25 protein-coding genes and 1 other RNA gene are annotated in these 23,192 nt (G+C 48.5%); 10 read left to right on the forward strand and 16 right to left on the reverse strand.

Features of this window, described 5'->3' with window-relative positions:
- Positions 1-162: 162 nt before the first annotated feature.
- From QZ375_RS05320 to QZ375_RS05395, 16 genes are all read right to left on the reverse strand, one after another.
- Positions 163-576 (reverse strand): hypothetical protein, encoded by a 414-nt coding sequence (locus tag QZ375_RS05320; RefSeq protein WP_295216355.1) that lies wholly within the window; start codon positions 574-576, stop codon positions 163-165.
- Positions 573-1,850, reverse strand: coding sequence for a DEAD/DEAH box helicase (locus QZ375_RS05325; protein WP_365728386.1), 1,278 nt, complete (start codon positions 1,848-1,850; stop codon positions 573-575). Before QZ375_RS05325 ends, QZ375_RS05320 begins: the two co-directional genes overlap by 4 nt.
- 100 nt (positions 1,851-1,950) lie before the next feature.
- Entirely contained in the window at positions 1,951-2,427 is a 477-nt protein-coding gene (locus QZ375_RS05330; protein ID WP_295216362.1) for an HNH endonuclease, read from the reverse strand.
- Complete coding sequence (locus tag QZ375_RS05335; RefSeq protein WP_295216365.1) at positions 2,424-2,729, reverse strand: VRR-NUC domain-containing protein; 306 nt, start codon at positions 2,727-2,729, stop codon at positions 2,424-2,426. The genes QZ375_RS05330 and QZ375_RS05335 overlap by 4 nt, the downstream gene beginning before the upstream one ends.
- 226 nt (positions 2,730-2,955) lie before the next feature.
- On the reverse strand, positions 2,956-5,379 hold the full coding sequence (locus QZ375_RS05340; protein WP_295216390.1) for a virulence-associated E family protein: 2,424 nt from the start codon (positions 5,377-5,379) through the stop codon (positions 2,956-2,958).
- 531 nt (positions 5,380-5,910) lie between these two features.
- Positions 5,911-6,351 (reverse strand): hypothetical protein, encoded by a 441-nt coding sequence (locus QZ375_RS05345; protein ID WP_295216393.1) that lies wholly within the window; start codon positions 6,349-6,351, stop codon positions 5,911-5,913.
- 10 nt (positions 6,352-6,361) lie between these two features.
- Positions 6,362-8,350, reverse strand: a complete 1,989-nt coding sequence (locus QZ375_RS05350) for a DNA polymerase (RefSeq protein ID WP_295216396.1) — start codon at positions 8,348-8,350, stop codon at positions 6,362-6,364.
- Positions 8,347-9,054, reverse strand: a complete 708-nt coding sequence (locus QZ375_RS05355; RefSeq protein ID WP_295216399.1) for a DUF2815 family protein — start codon at positions 9,052-9,054, stop codon at positions 8,347-8,349. The genes QZ375_RS05350 and QZ375_RS05355 overlap by 4 nt, the downstream gene beginning before the upstream one ends.
- A gap of 2 nt (positions 9,055-9,056) precedes the next feature.
- Positions 9,057-10,199 carry a DUF2800 domain-containing protein gene (locus tag QZ375_RS05360; protein ID WP_295216402.1) on the reverse strand — a complete coding sequence of 381 codons (1,143 nt, stop codon included), beginning with the start codon at positions 10,197-10,199 and terminating at the stop codon, positions 9,057-9,059.
- The gene (locus tag QZ375_RS05365) at positions 10,199-10,714 is read right to left on the reverse strand and encodes a hypothetical protein (protein WP_295216404.1); all 516 of its coding nucleotides are present in this window, start codon (positions 10,712-10,714) and stop codon (positions 10,199-10,201) included. Before QZ375_RS05365 ends, QZ375_RS05360 begins: the two co-directional genes overlap by 1 nt.
- 183 nt (positions 10,715-10,897) lie before the next feature.
- Positions 10,898-11,104: a hypothetical protein gene (locus tag QZ375_RS05370; protein ID WP_295216406.1), complete on the reverse strand. Its 207-nt coding sequence runs from the start codon at positions 11,102-11,104 to the stop codon at positions 10,898-10,900.
- Between the two features lie 13 nt (positions 11,105-11,117).
- Positions 11,118-11,795 carry a hypothetical protein gene (locus QZ375_RS05375; protein ID WP_295216408.1) on the reverse strand — a complete coding sequence of 226 codons (678 nt, stop codon included), beginning with the start codon at positions 11,793-11,795 and terminating at the stop codon, positions 11,118-11,120.
- A gap of 93 nt (positions 11,796-11,888) precedes the next feature.
- Positions 11,889-12,269, reverse strand: a complete 381-nt coding sequence (locus QZ375_RS05380) for a hypothetical protein (protein WP_295216411.1) — start codon at positions 12,267-12,269, stop codon at positions 11,889-11,891.
- 15 nt (positions 12,270-12,284) lie between these two features.
- A complete protein-coding gene (locus QZ375_RS05385) occupies positions 12,285-12,530 on the reverse strand; it encodes a hypothetical protein (protein ID WP_295216414.1) in 246 nt (81 codons plus the stop codon).
- A gap of 12 nt (positions 12,531-12,542) precedes the next feature.
- Positions 12,543-13,340, reverse strand: a complete 798-nt coding sequence (locus QZ375_RS05390) for an ORF6N domain-containing protein (protein WP_295216416.1) — start codon at positions 13,338-13,340, stop codon at positions 12,543-12,545.
- Between the two features lie 42 nt (positions 13,341-13,382).
- Positions 13,383-13,601: a helix-turn-helix transcriptional regulator gene (locus tag QZ375_RS05395; protein ID WP_295216418.1), complete on the reverse strand. Its 219-nt coding sequence runs from the start codon at positions 13,599-13,601 to the stop codon at positions 13,383-13,385.
- 177 nt (positions 13,602-13,778) lie between these two features.
- Here QZ375_RS05395 and QZ375_RS05400 point away from each other — a divergent pair, with 177 nt between their 5' ends.
- From QZ375_RS05400 to QZ375_RS05440, 10 genes are all read left to right on the forward strand, one after another.
- Positions 13,779-14,234, forward strand: a complete 456-nt coding sequence (locus tag QZ375_RS05400) for a helix-turn-helix transcriptional regulator (RefSeq protein WP_295216421.1) — start codon at positions 13,779-13,781, stop codon at positions 14,232-14,234.
- A complete protein-coding gene (locus QZ375_RS05405) occupies positions 14,227-14,823 on the forward strand; it encodes an ImmA/IrrE family metallo-endopeptidase (protein ID WP_295216424.1) in 597 nt (198 codons plus the stop codon). Before QZ375_RS05400 ends, QZ375_RS05405 begins: the two co-directional genes overlap by 8 nt.
- Before the next feature lie 92 nt (positions 14,824-14,915).
- On the forward strand, positions 14,916-15,413 hold the full coding sequence (locus tag QZ375_RS05410; protein ID WP_295216427.1) for a hypothetical protein: 498 nt from the start codon (positions 14,916-14,918) through the stop codon (positions 15,411-15,413).
- A 117-nt stretch (positions 15,414-15,530) separates the two neighbouring features.
- Positions 15,531-16,532: a site-specific integrase gene (locus tag QZ375_RS05415; protein ID WP_295216429.1), complete on the forward strand. Its 1,002-nt coding sequence runs from the start codon at positions 15,531-15,533 to the stop codon at positions 16,530-16,532.
- 601 nt (positions 16,533-17,133) lie between these two features.
- A complete protein-coding gene (locus QZ375_RS14245; protein WP_365728393.1) occupies positions 17,134-17,388 on the forward strand; it encodes an AAA family ATPase in 255 nt (84 codons plus the stop codon).
- Positions 17,389-17,404: 16 nt separating this feature from the next.
- Positions 17,405-18,067, forward strand: a complete 663-nt coding sequence (locus QZ375_RS05420) for a PD-(D/E)XK nuclease domain-containing protein (RefSeq protein ID WP_365728395.1) — start codon at positions 17,405-17,407, stop codon at positions 18,065-18,067.
- A gap of 260 nt (positions 18,068-18,327) precedes the next feature.
- Positions 18,328-18,670, forward strand: an RNA gene (rnpB, locus tag QZ375_RS05425) — RNase P RNA component class A.
- Positions 18,671-18,737: 67 nt separating this feature from the next.
- Positions 18,738-18,947: a hypothetical protein gene (locus tag QZ375_RS05430; RefSeq protein ID WP_295216432.1), complete on the forward strand. Its 210-nt coding sequence runs from the start codon at positions 18,738-18,740 to the stop codon at positions 18,945-18,947.
- Positions 18,948-18,999: 52 nt separating this feature from the next.
- Positions 19,000-21,324 carry a glycoside hydrolase family 95 protein gene (locus QZ375_RS05435; RefSeq protein WP_295216435.1) on the forward strand — a complete coding sequence of 775 codons (2,325 nt, stop codon included), beginning with the start codon at positions 19,000-19,002 and terminating at the stop codon, positions 21,322-21,324.
- A gap of 260 nt (positions 21,325-21,584) precedes the next feature.
- Positions 21,585-23,156 (forward strand): glycosyl hydrolase, encoded by a 1,572-nt coding sequence (locus QZ375_RS05440; RefSeq protein WP_295216438.1) that lies wholly within the window; start codon positions 21,585-21,587, stop codon positions 23,154-23,156.
- The last annotated feature ends 36 nt before the right edge of the window (positions 23,157-23,192 follow it).

Genomic DNA, 23,192 nt, shown 5'->3' on the forward strand with positions numbered 1-23,192 from the left:
GCATCTGAGTTTGACATATTCTTCTACGAATCGTTTACGTTGCTCTGTCAGCATAATGCTTCACCGTCCTCACCTCCGTTTGAGCATAAAAAAAGCCAGCCGGCAGTTACCGACTGGCATAATATCTGATAATACTATTTTACCACATGTTGATGGTGAAAGTCAAGTGCTTTTGAAAAGTTTTTCAAGTGCAAGCCGTACTTGATATTTTGACTGTTCCAGATTAACACCGCATCTCTTGTTTACAGTATCCCAGTCTCTCAAACCATAGATGTAATAACCTGAGATCAATTCTTTTTGCAGTCTTGTCAATCCGCATTCTCGCATTTCCTTAACGATTAGATTTTTTCTCCATTGCCAAGCAACTTCTGCGGCTCTGATCTCCGTATATTTTTCCTCGCACCTTTCCACGTGCGCTTGTTCCGGTGAAAGTGGCTCGCCTCTCTCTCGAGGCATATCGGAATATGTAACGCCGCGAAGTGAACCAGCACTTTTTCTCATTACGACAAGTTCATGCTGTAGCTTGTGCAGCTTTTCAGCTGCTTTCCGGCAGTTTATAAGATCATCTTTCGTCACTTCAATTCCTCCTTGGCTTTGCGTATTCTCGCTTTCAGGCTGTCGATCAGGTCGTCCTGCGTGGCGTTCTTGTCCTGTAACGCCGCCAGAACATCCTCATCCCGGGTGCCGGTCACTGCAAGCTGGTGTACAAAGACCGTAGCCGTCTGCCCCTGACGATGCAGCCGTTTGTTAGCCTGCTGGTACAGCTCCAGGGACCAGTTCAGCCCGAACCAAATCACGTGGTTTCCGCCCTGCTGTAGATTCAGTCCGTATGCGCAGGATGCCGGATGCGCCAACAGGATGTCAATCTGCCGGGCGTTCCAGTCGGCAGCATCCTTTGCGTTTTGCAGCACCCGGACACGCACCCCGGACTTCGCCAGAAGGTTGATGATCCTAGACATATCATGCTGGAAATTGTAGAACACCAGCGCCGGCGCCCCGTGAAGCTGCTCCAGCAGCTCGCTGAAGGCTTCCAGCTTGCACGTGTGGATTTCTACCGCCCGGCGTTTCTCGTCGTACACGGCGCCGTTGCAAAGCTGCAGCAGCTTGTTGGACAGCGCCGCCGCCGATCCAGCATCAATGGTCGTTTCATCGATCTCCAACAGCATTTCCTTTTCCATCTGCTTGTATGCCTTCATCGCCTTGCTGTCCAGCTGTACCGGAATGGTATCGTACACCAGCTCCGGCAGCTGCAAATAATCCTCGGCTTTCATGCTGATACAGATGTCGCTGATCTTGTCCTGTATGGCTTTCTGGGCATCCGCTTTGGCTTCGTATGTGGTGAAGTGCCCGCCGTGGGTGTTGCTGTTGAAATACATTTCCCGGAACCCGGTGATCGTCCGCCCCAGACGGATGCCGCCATCCAGTAAGTACAGCTGCGCCCACAAGTCCTGAATGCTGTTTGGCGCCGGTGTACCAGTCAGCTCCACCAACCGCTGTACATGTGGTCGGATCCAGGTCAGGGATTTGAACCGCTTCGCTTTGTTGGATTTGAAGCTGCTGCTTTCGTCAATGACGATCATGTCAAACGGCCAGGCATTTTTGAAATAATCCACCAGCCAGACCACATTCTCCCGGTTCGTGATGTAAATATCTGCTGCACTGCACGCCGCCCGGATCCGCTTCTGGGTGCTGCCCAGGATCATGGAAAACCGCAGATGCTTCAAGTGATCCCACTTTGCCGCTTCCGTGTTCCAGGTGGCTTCGGCAACTTTCTTCGGGGCAATGATCAGGCACTTGCAAACCTGCAGCCGGTTGTAGATCAGTTCCTGCACGGCGGTCAGGGTGATCACAGTTTTTCCTAGGCCTAACCCATGTCCAAAAACAATCCCAGCGCCCGATCGGAGATAATCCGGTCGATGCAGTATTGCTGATAGGGATGCGGTTTGAACATCATGAGGGCATCCCCCCTTTCGCATCGTGGTCAGCGTGCCATTTTGCGTGCTCCCGTTGGCTACTAAACACCATTAGATTTTCCGGACTGTTGTTTCGCTTATTGCCATCTACATGATGCACAACTTCGCCCTTTTCTAGCTTACGACCCATTATTTTTTCTGCTACGACTCGATGCTCTGCCTCACCCAAATATTTAGCGTATGCTTTCGATTCGCCTGAATTAAGATGCGCATTTCTAATTTTAAGTCTGACGCTCAGTGTCATTCTGTGTTTATTTAAGCGCCCGTTTATGCGCTTCATATTTTCAGAAGCACCGGATAAATCCTTTAGTTCGTCATACTTCTCTGGATTTTTCAGTTTTGATGAAAAATCGCCAAGGCATTTTCTACTGCAAAAATTATGCCTTTTTATCTGCGAAGGATACCTGTATATCTCCACGCCACAAAAATCGCAATACATTTCTATTCTACTCATTCCGTCAGTCCATACTTTGCGATTTGCTTTTGCATGAACCTGTCCACCTCCTCTCGTGTACTCAGCACATAGACCATTGTGCCCATTTCTGCCAGCCGCATCATTTGCAGCCGCTGCGCCTTGGATAAATTGCCCTTGCGCTCCGGCGCTTTCGTTTCTACCGGGATGATCGCACCCCCTGGAAGAAATACCAGGCGGTCAGGTACGCCGCAGCAGCCCGGCGATGTCCACTTGTACGCTTTGCCGCCGACACGCTGCACACACTGGCAAAGATAGCGCTCCACTTGTTTTTCATCGTCCATATCAATCCTCGCTTTCGTCGGTGTAAACTTCCGTATATACGCACGTATACACATATACATCAGGCGTATTAGGTATGTTATATATTTCTATATAACCCCCTATTTACCCTATTTTATATTTTTATATATAATAAAAGTTGCATAGTTGCAATATATAATATATTGGCTTATTTACGTGATTTTTTATGCAACTACAGGCGCAACTTGAATGCAACTATGCAACTATTTATTTTTCGTTCACAGGTTGCGCTTTTTCAGATAGTTGCAGTCTGATAAAACCCTTTTGTGCGCCGTAAACGTTGCCAAACCGGATGTTGGACTTACACTTCACCCACCCGGGAATCCTTGCAAGAATTGCATTGATCTCTGCCGCATCCGATCGCTTGAAATAGCGGATTTCGCCGCCGAATGCCTCACACCAGATCTCAACAGCACATACACGTTCCCGGCGTTTCAGCTCCGGCCTTGCCCTGTCGTTGGCGAACTCTCCCGACCAGTACATCTTGCGATCACCCAAAGACCGCTTTTCCCAGTCCACAGGAATATCCCGGTTCAGGAAGTCCCGGATGATGCCTTCCTTTGCGCTGTGCTCGCTGTGTTCTTCCTGTGCCTGCTTTGCGTATGCCTCCAGCTCCGGCGGCAGATACAACTTTTCGCCGTTCCGCCACATGACCAGCGCTTCCGCCCAGATCTGCGGTACATTCTCTGCCAACTCCGTGAATACGCTTTTCATCGGCATTTGCACGCCGCATTCCACTGGCCAGAACCGGCGGTTTCCCGTGTGATCTCTCAGGAATTCTTCTTCGTTGGTCGTTCCGAAGAAAACGCAACGCCTGGGGTATCGCCCGGTGCGCCGTCCATAGGGTTCCCGGAAAATATCTTCCTGCTTGGATAAAAACTGCTTGATCTTGTTGTCGTCCGCCTTGGACATGCCCACTAGTTCCGCCAGTTCCATGATCCAGGAACCCTGAATGGTTTCGTAGGCGTCCTTACCGTCAAATGTGGTCAGGCTGTCGTTGAACCATTTCGGTGCCAGCAGCCGCAGCAGCGTGGACTTTCCCAGCCCCTGAGGACCAGCCAGAACCGGCATATAGTCGTACTTGACACCGGGCAGCATCGCACGTGCCACAGCAGCTGTCAGGGACGTCCTTGCCACTGCCCGGGTGTATATACAGTCTGCCGCACCCAGATACTCGATGAATAAGGTTTCCACTCTGGGTGTACCGTCCCATTCCGGCAGTCCTCGCAAGTAATCCTGTACGGCATTGATCTTATTCCGGTGACAGCAAACACTCATTGCATCGTCTACTCTTGCTTTCCCTGTAATTGTGTACACCTTTTCAAGATAGTACCGCAGTCCTGCGTCATCGTTATCTTTCCAATCCCGAGTCTCTGGGTTATTATCCCAGGGCAAAGCGCCCATGCAAAGGATCCGGTTGGAAAATTCCTCAAAGACAAATTTACCTTTTAAACCCGGGTCGTTTTCCAGGATAATCAGGATGTTGTCCGTTGTTTTCCGTGATTTTCCATTGCTATCCACCTCCAGCAGCTGCATCCAGTCTGCATTATCTGCCGGTACAGCTGTACCAAATGCCGCTGTAGCGACGGCATACTGTTCCTGCATCATCAGCTGCGCCACACCAGCATCCTTAACCGCATATTCACACGCCGCCGTATAAGACGGCAGCTTGTTTGTCGGCGTATCTGGCTTTGCGTCGTCGTCCTTGTCGCCGAACAGATGTAGCCGCATCAGGTCAAATGCGTTGCACAGCTTGCCGCCTGCCGGGTCATGTGCGTGATGGGAGAACAGGAACTTTCCGCCCTCATAGACCACCGCACCGCCTGTTGTCGTACCGCCGGCATAGGTATAACGGTCACCGGTATCACATACGATGTACTTGTCCGGCAGGATTTCTGCAATAACCTTGTACACGTCATAGATTCGGCAGAATGCGCCTACCACGCCATGCTTCTCCGTTGGGTCTGCCTGTTTTGTGCCACGTGGGATTTTTGGTGCTGTCAGCCCCGGCCACTGCTTCACGTCACGCCAGTCGGCATACATGCCCAGAATGCCGTCCGTATCCGCAAAATACTTGTCGCTGTAGGTATAGATATAAGTACTGTCAGCGCAGCAGGACGGCCAGTACATGAGCCGTGACGCTTCGAAGGTTGTCTGGTCGCACTGTTTCATTCCAGCGAATTCCGCCAGCTTCCGTGCGATCGGCTCGTATTCATCCGCTGTACACGTCCGGGACAGGGGGATCAGCACACGCAAACGTGGCGCCGCTTCGCTGTGCTTCCGGGTGGAGTAGACACAGTAGGTGCAGTTTAAGCCGTCAATGCGCCGTAAGACCTCCTGCGTGCCGCCAGGGGCAATGCTATCCATATCCAGTGTAACAACATCTCTGCCGACCACTGCGGACGCCTTGCGCTGCTTACCCTCCAGCGTACCGGCAACGAAACCGCCCACGTCCTTCAGGCTGTCCTGCTTAGGCTTCGACAGCTTCAGATATTCCTCCAGTGTCTCTGTGCCACGCATCGGCGTTGCAAGCTTCGCCACAAGCTCTGACCACAGCATCTGCTGGGCGTTCCACTGGGTGGCTTTCCGGCTGCTGCCGATGGTTATGGTAATTCTTCTATCATTTTGCATTCTGTATCACCTGTTTGCATTTTTAGCCGCACACCACATCCGCAGTGCGCCAGCCGATCCACAACATAAAGACGGCGAGTGCCATTAGCATGATGATGTATTTACGCATCCGGCATCACCTCGTTCCAGCACTTTTTACAATTTCCGCCCATTTTATCGCAATGGCCATTGCTAAACCTGTATATGTCACAAGCGTTTGCATACGGTATACCGTCACAACTCGGCGCATTCGGGAACTTCTCCAGAAAATCCTGCGCATAAGTTTTCTGTGGATGCTCAGCACACCATTTGTCGATGATTGGCCCGATTACATCTACAGCCACCCTAACATAGTCAGGTAGGCCGTAGTACCCGTATTGATCATATGATTCATCACTAAACTCCCAATGCATTACGCAATGTTTTTTGTATAGTGGGCAACTAGTTGTGCACGCTCCTTCGTGTTGATGGTAATCACAAAATCTGCTCCAGTCATTAAGGCCTGCCATTTTCTACACCCCCATTATCTTCCTCGTTTACCATCATCTTTTCTCATACACATGTCACACACATGATCACGCCGCACCATTCTCCGCCATCGTAAACAAATACAGTGCAACCGTTCCGTGCAAAGGTCGCATCGTCCGGGAAGAAGGACAGGAACTTTGCATTTACACGGCTATCATCATCGAACACGGCAATCAGATCATTGCCTCTTGCGATCCGCTTATCCGTCAGGTGTATGGCTTCTGCCCCGGATTCCCACGCAGCGTTATTCTTGTAAAGTGTAATTGAATGCCCGAGCCTACCCATGTCAATAGGCACCTTATCCTGATCTGTAATCAAGCCAAAGATCCCGTTGTAGGTGAGCATAATACGTTTCCCATCGCCTGACAGGGAATACATCGCTGTCGGCTTGCGGTGTTCCTTCGGCTGTTCCAGGTCTTTCATAACCACTTTCAGCAGTTCCCGGTAAAATTTATTGTAATTCATCGTTATCCTCCTAGTCTTTCTTGTAATAATCTCCCACGAATCCGGCGGCATTGAGAATCAGCCCCGGTGCCCATGGAATCGGCTGCCGCATGAGTTCACACGCTGCATCCAAATCCGCACGTTCTGCCGGGCAGTCGATCACCGCCTCATCATGGATATGCATCACTGTCTGATAACCGGCATCCTCCAGCCGCTGGAGCGTCACCGCCAGACAGTCTCTTGCAATCGCTTGTACAATGTTCTCCGTCAGCTTGCCGCCATAGGTCTCCAGGTCTACTAATTTTTTGTTATCTTTTCCCACACCAAAATAATGAACACTGTCACTGTCAAACCGATTTTTCCCGATGTATGGATGAACATAAAACAGTTTTCTCCCGGACGGCAGCTGCACTGTCAGGAAATCTTGTCCTGTTGCAAAATCCCCCTCCCGGCGGAATATGCAGCCGTTCACGCCTACCGGCGTAAAGTTTTTCACTGTCTGAATCGCAGCTTGATTGAACTTTGTCCACAACCTTTTTATGTTGGGGTTGGATGCTCTCCACCGATCGACGATGTCCTGTAATTCGTTTTCCTGCAAACCCATTTTCAGTGCGCCCATTTTGATCATCGCCGGAGTACCTCCACTGTACCCCAGCGCCAGTTCGGCGATCTTGCCTTTCTGCCGCAGTGCGTATTCTGGATTGCCTTTCTTGATCTTCTCGATGGGTACGCCAAACATGGCAGATGCTGACGCTTCGTAGATCTTTCCATGTGTGCGGAATACCTCTTGCCGCCAGGTTTCCCCGGCAAGCCAGGCAATGACACGTGCTTCAATGGCAGAGAAATCCGCTACCACGAACTTGTTTCCCTCCGCCGGAACGAATGCTGTCCGAATCAGCTGGGACAACGTGTCCGGCACGTTGCCGAAGGTCAGGGCGATCATCTCTGTATCCTGTGCTTTTATCAGTTGCCGGGCAAGATCTAGATCTTCAATGTAGTTTCTGGGCAGATTTTGTGCTTGCACGAATTGTCCTGCCCATCGACCTGTGCGGTTTGCGCCGTAGAATCGCAGCAGCCCCCGGACACGTCCGTCTTTGCACACACTTTTTACCATCGCCTCATATTTCTTGACCGACGATTTACCTAACTCCTGTCGAAGCTCCAGCATACGCCGCACTTTTAGGGGCAAATCAGGCTTTGCAAGAATATCTTTAACCGTTTCTTTATCTAACGATTTGACGGCGATACCGGTCTGGGCTTTGACCCATTCTTTCAGCTGCCCAACAGAGTTCGGATTTTCCAGTCCGGTCAAGCCCCTTGCCTCCTGCATCAAAGTTTCTGTAACGGATTCTGCAATCGCAATTGCGCCGTCAACCATATCCATATCCAATCGAACACCAGCCACATTGATGCGCTGGTCAAGCTCCCATTCCCGCTGTACCTGTTCCGGCACAGGGAATGCGGATAACCGCCGTTCAATCTCCATTTCTGTCACAACATCCTGCACGCAATATTCCTTGAATAACTGCCATTTCTCCGGTTCGTGGTGGGGTAAAACCCGGTTTGTCGGGTTTCTTGCCGTTGGCTTGTGTGGCGTGCTGAACGTTCGTATCAATGCGCTGCCTGTATCCAGCTTGCGCTTCTCCTGGGGTAATCCTAAGGCTTCTCCGGTTGCTGCCAGACCTTTTGTGTATCCGCAGTACAGCCCATGCAGCTGCGTACACCGCCACTGGGATAACCACGGTATGGGGTCAACCTTAAAGTGTTTTGACAGGCAGTACCACTCAAATGCTGCGTTGTATGCATGTTTCAGCACATTGGAGTCAAACATCGCCTGTACAATTTGATCTGGTAACTGCTCCCCGCACGCCAGATCAACTATCTCTACACCGCCACCGTCCAGACTGTAAGCAAACAAGAGTATCTCGAAATCATCGGACTGCACATATTTGTACAGTCCGGATTTCGTGATATCTACGCTACTATAGGTTTCGATGTCGATGCTTAAATGCCGGCTCACGCGCCGTAGATGGGCTGACCGGTGATCGGGTCAACCGCTGCATACTGCTGTGCTGGTGCTGGCTGCTGGTACTGCGCCGCATAGGGATTCGGTGCCTGTGCGGTGTATCCCTGTGGCTGCACAGCAGGTGCGCCAGCCGCCGGCATAGCTGCACCGGCATAGGCGTTTGCGCCTCCAAAAGCATCCGCTGCGGACACGTGACCGCCCAGAGGTTCGCCGTCCTCCAGCTTCTGCACCGCCTCCAGACCGCAGCCAATGCCACGCTTACCGGAGAAGTTATAAGCATAGAAAGATACGCATACACGGGCATACATGCCGCTGTAGATGTCGCTGGGGTTGACAATGGGGTTCTGGCTGATATCCACGATCTGCACCTGCTGTTTGTTGCCCGCCGTGAATACCCAGCAGCCCTTGCACTCAGCACCAAAGGGATCGCCGTTGGGGCGCACGCCGTCGCCGTCATAGACCGGGCTTTCGATCTTCGGCGGCATTACTCCATTCCACTTTGCGCCAACACCGGCATTGACTGCTGCCTGATATGCTGCATCCAGACGTGCCTTTGTGGCAACGTCAGACTTCGGCAGCAGCACAGTTACGCTGTACTTCGGGTTGCTGCCATCCGGTGCGCTGCTGTGTGGCTGATTCAGGTGAACGTAAGAAAGTCTTACCTTGTCGGTTGTAAACTGATTTGCACTTAAACTCATGATTATTTTCCTCCAAACATTTCTTCTAATTTCTTCTTTGCGTATGGTCTGCGTTTGTCCGTAGTCGGTACCACAGTAGGCTTCCCAGGCGGTTTCACGATGTAGTTTCCGATCAGCTCCGTCAGATGCTTTTTGCCGCACAATTTCTCCAGCGCTGTCAGATTCAGCGGTTTCCGTTCGTACAGCAGCGCTTCGTCATACCCGGACTGCTCCAGCACCTGGAATGCGGCCTCTGTGTCCGTAATAGTCCGGTTTGATCTACCCTCCACAAGCTTCCAGCCGGGGATCTCCTTGCCGGCGATCAGCTGCTTTTCGGCGTACTCTTCCAGAGACTTTACCCAGCTTTGCAGGGACTGCGCTGCCGTGAGAATCTCGCCGATCTCTGCATCGGATAACAGGGTATCATTGCGCTTTTCCCCGATCTCCAGCATCTGTACGGCACGTGCCCGGCACTGTGCCTTTGCCCGGCAGAACCGGCACCAGTCTCCGGCGTGGAATTCACCGGTACCGTTTGTAGCTTGTTCCGCAAGGGGCTTCACGCTGTCGCCCCACTGCCGCAATGCATCAGCCGTCAGGGTATCTGTGGAGATATTGTCAAGCCGTGGCTGTATAATGTGCATCTGCACTTCCTTGATGTCGTACAGCAGGCTGTACTCATGTATCGCACCCAGGGCATACAGACGCAGCTGTGGATTATTCTCTGCCGACACCGGCACGCCTTTGCCGTATTTTAGGTCACAAATATGCAGGGTATCGCCGTACAGAATAACGCAATCGCCGGTGCCAAATCCACCGGGCACAATGTGGGAGAAATCCAGCCGCTTTTCAATGACCACGTAGGGCATTGCGGGGAACGCCATGCACAGGCTGCGGATGTGGTCTACATATGTATCGGTATAGCCGTCCATTTCCGGCTGATACAGCTTGTCCGCCTGGATAGCCGCCAGCTGTTGCTTGTAATCTGATGGTTTCATGATCTCAAACTGTTTCCGCAGTTTCAGTTCCGCCAGGCTGTGTGCAAGGGTTCCCTCTGCGGCATAGCTGCCGGCATTATCCGGGACCTGCTTTTCCAGCATGGCAGCCGGGGTGCAGTTTATCCAGCGATGCGCCCCGGATGCGGAAAGGAATGCGTGTTCCTCTGGCATCAGATCTGCCCTCCCATCTGCCGCAGTCTGCCGGCGAATTCCGACCGGCGGTTTTCTGGTACGGATGCAAGTCCTGCCGGTGCGCCGAACTCAGTCAGCAAGGCTTGCAGCTCTGGCTGCTTCCCGGCTTCCATCAGGGGACGGCAGGCGATGGCGAGATCGTTCACGCTATAGGTGCGTACCTGTGTAGGAATGCCAGCTGCCGGTGGTGTCTGCTGCACCGGTGCATCAGAAGGGGCTACAGGCGCCGCAGCAGGTGTCGGTGCCGCCGTAGACACAGGCATAGCAGCCGAAGCCGGAGACGGCTGCACAGGGGCAGCAGTCGGCATTGTCTGCGGGGCTGCGGGGTTCTGCTGGGGGATAGCCGCCGGAATAGGTGTGGCTGCGGGTGCGGGTGCTGGTGTATTAGACCGCATGGCTTGTACGGTCCGGTTTGCGAGTTCGGTATCCGCCAGCAGGTTGGCGATCGCCGCTGCCTGCTCCGGGGTGACTGTCAGTGTCATTGTGAGTTCCATTGTGTTTTACCTCCGTAAAATTGATTGTATTGCAACACCATTTACAGGTGCAGCCGTCGTTTTCGATGCTGCCGCAGTAGGGGCAGCGGATGGGAGTTTTAGTCTCCCAGGGGAAAATCATATGTATCACCCATTTGACATTTATTCGGATTTATGCTATACTGTATCCGTAAACATTTTACACTATCTTTCAGCCCCGTTCCCGGTTGCCGCCGGTGCGGGGTTTTTATTGTCCAGATACGACTTTAAGTCGTTGATCGCAACCCGATTTCGTAAGTTAGGCAGCGACTCCAGTGTATCAGGCACGGTGTTGTTCCAGTCGTAAATGTGTTTCAACACCGGGCAGTCGGCGGCGCTGAATGGTAGGGCCAGTAATTCGTTGAGCGTCATGTTCACGCCCCCCTTACTTTTCGGTCAACGGCAGTTCTGCTCCGTCATTGTCGACGTAGTGAACGTTCCCCTCATTATCTACAATACGATATATTGCATGTCCTTCTAAATTTGGAAAAACTTTTCCGAGAGCTTCATGCGCTGCACGTTGGCCGTGTTTTGTATGAATCAATTGGTCGAGCATATACTCTTTGATGCAGATCGTCATTGGCGCGTCAGGTGTGCATTCGATCCAATCCCCGGTATCCTTGTAGTCAAGAGCGCATACAAACAAAATGCTTGGGAATGTATCTCCGTCAATACCTTCCATTGACTTTCTGCCGTATTCTTCACTGATATTACACAGATTGCACAATTCCTGAAAAGTGCCACCTGCCTGCTGCCAGATATATAGAGCGTAAAATAGCATTTCACCTGTTGTTACAAGCATTCCGTGAAGCTTTCTTTTCTGTTCTGCATATGGGTTTACAACAGCAATTTGCAGACCCCATTCCGGAAGATGTGCTCCCCGTTTTCGGATTCGTCTGGAAAAACTATCAGCTTTATCTGAGGCAGCGATAAAGCTATCGATCAATGAAACAGCGTACATTCTTGTCAGGACGACCACTTTCTTTGCCGCGTACCTCTCAACTGTCTTTGCCGCATCAGCAAAAGCGAGTACGCTTTTATGCCGAAGTATTTTTTCGTTCATGGTATACCTTTCTGCCGGCTCTCCGGCGGTTAAAGTTCTTGTTTTCTTTTTTTTCTTCTTCCAGAAACTTTCTGTATTGCTCCAGATTCTTTTCTACGATGTCGTCCACGTAACCCTGCCAGGCGGAGCAGTCCTCTTTTTTTGTGTATAGTAGTCAGCGCTGCTCTCCAGGCGTTCTGTGTCCCATTCTTTCGGAATCGGCCGCTTTTTGGCGTACCATTCCACAATTATCATTGCGGAAGGCATGTCGATACGCAGATATGGCGTGATTGATCCAGGATACAAATGCTGATACAGCAAGTGGTAATCAATGTGATTGAGGAATCCGGCACCCGCAGCCATCACAATTTCCTGGAAGTCAAACTTGGACTTTTTCTGGATCATCTCCGCCGCTTTACGGCATTCGTAAACGAATAAGTAGCGGTATTTTCGTTCTTTTACGGATTGGTGGTATTCTGCGATAATACTGCTCATTGGTTTCACCCCCTTTCAGCGCATTCCATCGTGCGCCAGTTGCTCCAGCGTCACACCGAAGAAATGGCAGATGTGATTCAGATCCGCACCGGTGAAGAGGGAAGAATCATCCATCCTGGCATTGAGTGTGCGAACCTGGGCGTATCCAAGCACCTGGCACATCTCCAGCGGCGTGACTTTCCTGCGCTGCATCAGCCCGGCAACGTTTCCGGCGACGATGTCCATCGGCGTTTCTGTCGGCTTGTTTGGCTTTCTTGCCATGGTTGACACACCTCACTTACAAACACCGTACTTTACCGCCATTTCCTTAACGATAGCGATAAATATTTCGATAAGCTTCTTGTCCTCTCCGATGATGTCCACAATGCTGACCTTATCACGCTTTGACTTGCAAACGCCTTCTTCCGCCATACGTCGGCGCTTATTGGTCTGCCGTGTTTTCAAAGCCACGCCAGCACGGGATTCCACCAACTTGTATACTTCTTTGTATACATCGCCTATGGTATCATATCCGCTGCCAGTTGTAGCAGCGATTTCAGAGATAAGGTGCTTTGTGTCCTGCCGCCACGAGGTCTTGTCCAGCGCAATTACATCGCAGGTGTTAGTAAGACGCTGGTTCATATCAGCGAGCGCAGCATCCTGCTCTGCTTGCTTTGCTTCCAACTGTTTTTGACGAGTCTCCATGTTGATAAGTACCTGTAACTGTGGGGACAGATCTGAAAGCGCCGTCTGCATCTGCTGTACACGAAAATAGGTTTCTACCAGTTCATCATATACAGCCCATGCCTTGTCTGTGTTCAGGCTCTTTGCGTGGAGTAATGCGCCTTTTTCTGTCCAGAGGTAAAGTTTTGGGGTACGTTTATCAACTACGTCGGAATTTCCGACCAAGTTCTTAAACTCCTTTAATTCTTCTCCGGTCAGGCAGTAGTAATGCTTGCCTTCTGCGTACCGTACTTTGTTGGAATTAAAGTTATCCTTAATTCTTTCCGTTGTTGTTCCGTACTGTTCTGCAATCTGTACGGTGGTCAGCACTCGCTGACCTTCGTTTTCAATTACTTGTAAATTGTTCATCTGTAAACCCTCCATATTCTGCATTGCGGAATTATGTCGCATTTATGCGACGTCTGAGCTAAAAAAAATAGAAACTGCTTCGTCTTCGTTTAAGCCTAAATACCGAACAATAGCGTCAGCTTCTCTAATAGTAAACATCTCGCCATTTTGCTGTAACTTCCGATAGAACGTAGCCGGATTGACGCCTATACCTTTTGCGACGCGGCTTATTGTTTCTCCTTTCTCAACAATTTTTCCCTTCAATTTTCTAACGTCAGCCATCTAATCACCCCCCCTCTGTTGTCGCATAAATGCGATTCGCTGATTACATGATACCACACTTTCATCTGCTTGTCAACCCTTTTTTCTCATTTTTGAGATTTTTTTTGAAAAGCACAAAAAAAGTATTGCATTTTTGCGAAAAGCATGGTATAATAGATTTAGTTGGAGGTGATATTTATGACTATCGGAGAAAGAATTAAAGCTCGTCGTGAAGAGCTAGGGCTATCCGTTGACGAAGTAGCAGAAGTGCTAAATAAAAGCAGAGCCACTGTTTACAGATATGAGAGTAATGAAATAGAGAAGTTACCAACAACTGTTCTTGAACCGTTATCGAAAATTTTGAGAACAACTCCTGCTTATCTTATTGGATGGGAAGACGATCCTATTGATTACGATGATCCAGATATCGTTTCTGAGCTTCGCACTGATATTTTAGACCGTTTTAACGGCGATGCAAAAGCAGCTTATAAAGCACAACAAGCGATCTATGACGATGCCGCAAAAGTACAAGCAGAAGAGCAAGACGAAAATTTAGTTATCTTAAATAGAAACGCAAAGAAACTAACGCCCGAAAAAAGAAAACAACTATTAGATATGGCAAGATTGATGTTTAAGGAGGAATTTGATGATTGAATTTCCTGACTATGAACGAGCAACAAATGCAGCATATTGTGTACTACGAAATTATAGTTATAAATTTCCGGAAGTTGATATAGGATATATTCTTTCTACTCGTCCGAACATAAAAATACGTACATACTCGGACGCTGCTAAAAAGTTGGGTGTTTCGCACAATGAATTTACCTATTATTTTGCTTCCAGTGAACACGGCTTTACTGTGGCAGATTATGATAACGATAGATTCATCATGTATTATAACGATTGGAAGGACGAAAAAACGATTCGTTTCACCCTGGCGCATGAGCTCGGGCACACTGAATTAAACCATAAAGAAGATAATGCGGCAGCTGATAAAGAAGCAAACTGTTTTGCAAGAAATCTTTTATGCCCTATACAGCTTGTTAATGGCTTTAAACTATCAAGCCCAAAAGAATACGAAGAGTGTTTCGGAATCAGCTCACCAATGGCAAAAGCGGCTTTCAATCATCGATCCGCCGATTTGTATTACATTTCTAGGGAACTTTATAATGAAGTTGATAACAACATCCATCTCTATATGACTGGATACAGTCTTTCTGAAATATATGGTGTCCCTATGTAGGAAACCAACACGAAATACTGTGATATCTACCAGAAAAGAGGGCGCTTAATGCATCGGTATAGCTTAACGGGCGGAATAAAGGAGGCGACGATATGGGGCTGTTTGGAAAGAAAAAGTTGACGCCGTTAGAGGCAGATTATGTAAAAACACGGCTAAAACAGGCGCATGAGTGCGAAGTTCTTGTCAATAAGACAGTGAAACCAGATGTGTTTTTTGGCAGAATGAATTTTTTGCTTGACTGTTTACTTAATTTATCTGATTATGAAAAATACGATATTTTCCACCCGGAAAAGCCTTCTAAAACGTTTAAAAACATAACTTCTAACTTAGAAAAGTACGTAGATGTGTTTATTGATCGGGCGTACGCTAATATGAAAGAAAAAACATCAAATCTGAAAACGGAAAAAGCTAGGGCAACGAACTGGGAAAAGTTTTTCGATACTATGGTTAGCGCATTTGAGGGAGCGAATTCTTTTTGGCGGGGCGACCCGAAATCAAAGCATTATACTGGCGCATTGTATACCAAAAACAATATCAAGCATCTAATGGATTTACAAGAGCAGTTTGAAGCTAGTTCGTTTAAGGATTAAATAAAAGACCGCCTCACTGTTGGCGCAGTGAAGCGGTCAAAGGAATATGCTATTTTGAGAATCCTAGCATGTTCCCATTATAGCATATTCCTCCCAAAAAATCAAGGAGGAATTTCAATGGCAAAAGCGAAAAAACTGCCGTCCGGCAGCTGGCGTGTGAATCTCTACGTCGGCACGGACGACAACGGAAAGCGGATCTACAAATCCTTTACCGCCGAAACCAAAAAAGAAGCGGAATTCCTGGCAGCTGAATACAATCTGAAACGCAAGGAAAAACCGAAAGGGATCACGGTAGGGGATGCGATAGACGGGTATATCAATAATAAAGACGGTGTTCTGTCGCCGTCTACAATCGCAGGATATCGTAATATCCGAAAGACAAAATTTCAGGACCTTATGGGCGTACCACTGGACAAATTGACAAACATTATGATTCAGGCATCCGTAAATCGAGCTGCACGCAGCTTGTCCCCGAAATCCATCCGTAATGCGCACGGCCTGCTTACAGCCGCTCTGGGGATGTACATGCCGGACTTTAACGTCAGAACAACACTCCCAGCAAAAGAACACAAGATAAAGGATCTTCCAGAGCCGCAGGAGATCATTGACGCCGTTCGTGGCACGGATGTAGAACTGCCGGTAATACTTGCGATATGGCTTGGTCTGCGCATGTCAGAGGTTCGTGGGATACGTTACAAAGATATAAGTGACGGGGTTTTGACTGTGAGAAACGTCAGGATTGCTATGGACGGCGGCATTGAAAAAGAAAGCACAAAGACGTATAACAGCACACGGCGTCTCGTGCTGCCAGAGCATTTGGTACAAATGATAGGGGAGGGGAAACCGGATGAATATGTCGTCAAGCTGGCAGCTTGCACGATATACCAGCATTTTGTAAAAATCATCGAAAATGCAACCGGGAAACATATGACATTCCACGACCTGAGGCACGTCAATGCATCTGTTATGCTCGCACTAGGCATCCCGGATAAATACGCCATGGAGCGTGGAGGATGGGCAACGAACAGCACGCTGAAATCAGTATACCAGCACACATTTACAGATGAGCGAAAACTAGTTGACGAAAAAATAGACGCGTACTTTAACAGCATAATTTAGTACAATGCAACACGAAATGCAACACGATATATAAAATATCACGCTAATGCGATATATTTTATGATTTTATTTAGGGTTCGAATCCAGCTTGTCCACTGGTATGCAGTAATAGAATAATAGTACAAAAAAAGAGGGGCTGCGGCAGCCGTGTGAGGCTCGATATTCTTTTTGAACTTTTCTATATATTTTTGCTCGTTTTCATGATTTTTGTATATTAGTCGTCAAACAGGCACTTTTTTCATTCGTCTATTTCATAGTCAAAGAACAAGTAAAAGTGGTAAAACTTATATTTGGTTTTATTCGCTTGGTCAATCATTATCGGACATATCGAAGCATTTGGAAATATATCATATTCCTTTTATCAATAATGTTTTTTCAAATGAAAATTATCTTGGCAATTCCGACTATCCTCAAATTATAAACGAAGAACTTTGGAATGCAGCACGGAATAAGAAAAATAACAGCGGCTATTCAATGAGATACGACAAGGAATAAAACAGCAGTTTAAATATCTGGATTTTCAAAAAAGTTTTAAGTGCAAATACTTGATTTTAAAGTAAAAAACTGATATACTTATATTGAATGGGCGGAGGCGCTGAATATGGGCATTTATTTAAATCCAAGCAATATTGGTTTTCAACGTGCTATCAACTCTGAAATTTATGTTGACAAAAGTCAATTAATAGAATATACGAATAAGAAGTTATTTACAGAGCAACAGTTCATTTGTGTAAGTCGTCCAAGACGGTTTGGAAAATCAATGGCAGCTAATATGCTGACGGCATACTACAGCCGTGGATGTCATTCGGAAGAAATGTTCAGTAATCTGAAAATATCAAAAGCTGATACATTTTGAAATGAATTTTGACGGTTTGAAAGATACAATCATTGAACTTCTTGCCGGACAAAAAGCAGTAATAGATACGACAACATTCTCAAATGACATGGTAACTTTTGAAACAAAAGACGATGTACTGACACTTTTAGTTCATCTCGGATACCTGACATATGATTTTTATACAAAGGAAGTATCGATCCCAAACTACGAAATTTCAGAACAGTTTGCAAGTACTATTAAGGTTATTGGATGGTCAGAGGTGGCAAATTCACTGACATTATCAGATGAACTTCTGAAATCAACTCTGAACTGTGATGCAGAAAAGGTTGCAGAATTGATAGATAAGGCGCACAGCGATAATACGTCAATTTTAAAATACAACGATGAAAATTCACTTTCCTGTGTGATTTCTCTTGCATATTATTCTGCACGGAAAACTTATACGATTGAATGGGAATTGCCTGCCGGTAAGGGAGTTGCCGATCTGGTTTTCCGACCGAGAAAAAATAACAGTAATTCTGCGATAATTGTAGAACTTAAATATGACAGCTCTGCAGAGGGTGCATTGGAACAAATCAAGAAAAAGCAGTATACCGACTGTCTGAAAGATTATTCCGGAGAAATTTTGCTGGTCGGTATCAATTATCAGAAGAATACGAAAAAACATGATTGTATGATTGAAAAAGTCTATAAATAAAACTATCCCGATTTGAAATTTGCATTCAAATCGGGTTGCCTTTTCCTTAAAATTACGTAAAAACCTTTCTACATATGAAGTTATTGTGCCTAGATACGCTTTAGGCAACACCGCAAAGGAACACTTGGGCGGCTTTGTACGTTATTGCCTTTAGTATGAACGATGCGAATACACTTCGAATGATAGTAATACTCTTATGAATGAAATTTCAAATTCCGCCCCTTGACAAATCCCAAGAAATCCGGTATAATTAACTACTATGAGCAGACTGTGTGATAGCGCAGCGCAAGCTGTGAGGAAAGTCCGAGCACCGCAGGGCAGGATAGCTGCTAACGGCAGCCGGGGGCGACCCTAGAGCTAGTGCAACAGAGAGATACCGCCGCAGCAATGCGGTAAGGGTGGAAAGGTGCGGTAAGAGCGCACCAGAGTACGGGAGACCATACTGCTATGTAAACCTTATCCGGTGCAACGTCTATTGGTACACGCTGCCGCAACATCGGTCCGGTGGGCAGCGGCGTAATGGCGGCATGAGCTGTGAGGCGACTCGCAGACGAGATAAATTATCACACACGACAGAACTCGGCTTATAGGTCTGGTCATGACAGCGCAGCATTTTTGACTGCGCTGTCTTTATAAGAACAAGTTCTAAGAATATGTTTTAGGAAGAATCATGCTGCATAAAATAGTTCCGGAGGTGTCTGCGATGGATATGTTGGAACAGAGTGAAAAAACTATAGTGCAGGCAGGCGACCGGATCTATACTGTGATCGTGACTGCACCGGAGAAAAATGCAGCGAGAGAAGATGCAGATCAGATCCGGCTGGGAAAAATGCTGGATCAACTGATACGCATTCCCGGCGGAAAGCCAAAAAGGAAGTAAGGCGATAACAATAATGATATCGTTGAAATAGAGAAAAATGGAGGTGCTGTATATGATGGATGCGGAGACAATGCTCTGGTATAAACAGCCGGCGGAAGATTTTGACCACGCACTGCCGATCGGAAACGGCAGGATCGGAGCTATGGTATTCGGCGGTGCGGCAGATGAGGTTCTCAAGTTAAATGAGGATTCCGTCTGGTCCGGCGGAAAGCGAAACCGGAACAATCCCGATGCCCTTGAGGGACTGGAAGAAGTGCGAGCCCTGCTGAAAGAGGAACGTATTGCCGAAGCCGAGGAGATCGCATTCCAGAAAATGCAGGGCGTAACACCAAATTCCCGGCACTATATGCCCCTGGGTAATTTGAATCTGCATATGGATTTTGACGGCAAAGCAAAGCAGTACCAGCGCAGTCTGGATTTGGAACAGGCACTGGCCTCGGTACGTTTTACGGCAAACGATGTGACCTACGTCCGGGAAATGTTTGTGTCCGAGCCGGATCGTGTCCTCGTGCTGCATATTGCCGCCAGTGAGCCGGGAAAGATCAATTTTCGTGCTACAGTGGATGGACGGGATGATTATTATGATGACTGTCGTCCTTGTACAGATTATGATAATATGATCGTTTATACAGGCGGCACAGGCAGCCAGGATGGTATTTTCTTTGCCGCAGCACTGACGGGCTTTACCGAAGGCGGCTCCATCCACACAGTGGGCGGTTCTCTGGTAGTAGAACATGCCAACGAAGCAACACTGCTTTTGAGCGTGGGTACCAGTTTCTATCACGGGGAGCAGTATGAAGATGCCGCAAAACTGGATGCATCTTATGCTGCGGATTGCAGCTATGAGGAACTGCTGTACCGCCATCTGACGGAATATCAGGAAAAGTTCCGTCGGGTTCGCTTTACCCTGCCGGACAACAGTGAGGGCGGCAGTGTACTTCCCACCGATGAGCGTCTGCTCCGTCTGAGAGGTGATGAGGGCGACCATAAGGAATGCAAGCTGCAAATTCATGACAGCAAGCTGGCAGTGCTCTATTTCAACTATGGGAGATACCTCATGCTGTCCGCAAGCCGTCCTGGCACACAGCCTATGAATCTCCAGGGCATCTGGAATCAAGACATGTGGCCGGCGTGGGGCTGCCGTTTTACCATCAATATCAATACCGAGATGAACTACTGGCCGGCGGAGGTGTGCAATCTATCGGAATGCCACTTGCCTCTGTTCGACCTCATCGAACGAATGCGTGTGCCTGGTCGGGAAACTGCCCAAGCAATGTATGGGTGCCGGGGCTTTGTCTGTCATCACAATACGGACATCTGGGGCGACACAGCTCCTCAGGATCTGTGGATGCCGGCTACCATCTGGCCTATGGGTGCAGCGTGGCTGTGTCTGCATATTTTTGAGCATTATGAGTTCACCCAGGATCTGGAGTTCCTGGATCAGCACTACGAAGCAATGCGGGAGGCTGCGCTGTTTTTTGTAGATTATCTGACCGAAAACGAAGCCGGTGAACTTGTGACTTGTCCTTCTGTATCGCCGGAAAACACCTATAAGACAGAACGAGGAACAAAGGGCAGTCTGTGCAGCGGACCTTTTATGGATACAGAGATCCTCACAGTGCTGTTCCGGAATGTTATTGAAAGCAGCAAGCTTCTGGGGCGTGACGAAGCATTTGCCGCACAGCTGGAGGAACTACTCCAGAAGCTGCCGCCTCTGAAGGTGGGCAAGTATGGTCAGATCCAGGAATGGGCAAAGGATTATGAAGAGGTTGAGATCGGTCATCGGCATATTTCCCAGCTGTTTGCTCTATATCCGGCAGATCTCATCACACCATATCATACGCCGGAATTGGGCAAGGCAGCACGTGCGACCCTGATCCGACGTCTGACCTACGGTGGCGGTCATACAGGCTGGAGCCGTGCATGGATCATCAACATGTGGGCAAGATTGCTGGATAAGAACTCGGCATATGAGAACTTGCAGAAGCTTTTAACATGGTCTACCAACCCCAATCTGTTGGATTCCCATCCACCCTTCCAGATCGACGGCAATTTCGGCGGTACAGCGGCAATTGCAGAATGTCTGCTGCAAAGTCACCGGGGTGAGATCAACCTGTTGCCGGCATTGCCGGAATCGTGGCCGGACGGTAATATCTGCGGTCTGCGTGCACGCGGCGGCTTTGAAGTAGACATTGCCTGGCACCAGGGTAAGCTGGAATCGGCAGTGATCCGTTCTTTGGCAGGAAAGCCCTGTACAGTACGTGCCAATACCGTTATCAGCGTCAGCAGCGATGCCGGATCAGTGGATGCACGTATTGACGGTGCACTGCTGACCTTCCCCACAGAAGCAGGAGCAACATATCGAATCCGTGTATGATCGTTGAAATACCTGTTGTTGACAGCATTCCGAGGGCAATACCGCACAAAGATTGTACGTCAGATGTACTCTACGAGCATAAATTTCGTCAGATTTTTCGTCAGATGAAACAAAAAGCGGAGTGAATACCCACGGGCACAAGTACTTTGTGTATTCATGAGCATTTTTGTGAAATATGACGGAAAAGATGCGAGCATATGACGTGCAAAGCTGTTAGACGGTCTTTGTGCGGTGTTGCCCAAAGACCAGGAGATGATAAATTGAGAAAACAACGAATTTTCACATTATTGGCGGCAATGCTGATGCTGACAGGTTGTGCCCAAATTGAACAGGAGCCAGAATTGGACGGCGCACTGACGGCGACGCCGGTGACTCAGCTGGAAACAGAAGCAGCTACGGAAACAACCGCACCCCAGCATGCCGCCGTGGCTTTACAAGTGCCGGAGATCACACGGCAGGATGTATCTCTAAAACTGGAAGCAGAAGATGCGGCGATTCCTTCCGGCTGTTCTGTAGCAATGCTGCCCCGCCTGGGATATTCTGGGACGGGATATTTGAAAGGATTGGATGCGAAAAACAACAGCAGTCTTGTACTGATGGCAGAAATTCCAGCCACCCAGCACTATGATATCACTGTGGTGGTAGGCTCCGGTGCGGCGTCTACCTGCAAAATCCTTGCCAATGGCGAACCGGTGTATACCATGACTACAGATGCAACGGAGAATTTTATGCGTGTCACCGTACAAGGAATCTTCCTGTCTGCCGGCACTTGTGAATTATCCATTGTTCCAGTGGATGGTCTTGTGGATATTGACTGTATAGAATTGGCCAATAATACTAGTCTCTATGATGAGGCCGCAGAGATTGACGGAACACCGGTCAATTTAAATGCTACAGCAAATACAAAACAACTGTATCATTTCATGGCAGAAAATTATGGCTCTAAGATCATTACCGGACAGTACGCTTCGGACAGCTCTGACAAGGAACTGGATCAGATTTATACTGTTACCGGGAAGTATCCCATGATCCGATTGGCGGACATGGGCGCATATTCCCCCAACGGCGGTGATCCTCAGAAGGCAACTGCTGTGGATGACAGCCTTGCTTGGGCGGAAGAAGGCGGCGTTGTTGGGCTGTCCTGGCTTTGGAATGCACCTATGGGAACTGCAACCATTTATGCCGAAGATGCCTCCTTCGATCTGACAGCGGCAATGACAGATGCCGATGTTGCCATGCGTTCGCCCCAGGAACTGTCTGGAATGGCAGAAAACGGTGAGATATCCCAGAACTGTTATGCCCTGATCCAAGATATTGACACCATTTCCGAGGCAATGCAGCCTTTGGCGGATGCAGATGTGCCAGTGCTGTGGCGTCCTCTGCCAGAAGCCGGCGGCGGCTGGTACTGGTGGGGCTCGTCTGGTGCGGATGCTTATCGTTGGCTGTGGAACTTGATGTATACCCGTATGACGGAGTACCACCAGCTGAACAATCTGCTTTGGGTCTGGAACGGACAGAGCAGCAGCTATCTGGTAGATGAATCCCAGTATGACATTGCATCACTTGATCTCTACGTAGACAAGGAGGAGGTATATGGCAGCCGCTATGAACAATATGTGGCACTGCGGAATATGGCGCCGGGAAAAATCCTTGCCATCAGTGAGTGCAGCACAGTTCCCGATATGAACGCCATGTTCCGGGACAACGCCGTGTGGTCTTTCTTCGGGCTGTGGTATGCGCCGTATCTGGGCGAATATACGGATGATAACACGCTCATTGCTATTTATAATTCTGAAGGTGCTCTGACACGGGAAGATTATTCTTCTCAATAAAAAATTACACTATAACAAAGGAACGACAGATCTCAT

Origin of the sequence: Ruminococcus sp. (assembly GCF_019417665.1) — a bacterium.
Lineage (GTDB): Bacteria > Bacillota > Clostridia > Oscillospirales > Ruminococcaceae > Ruminococcus_C.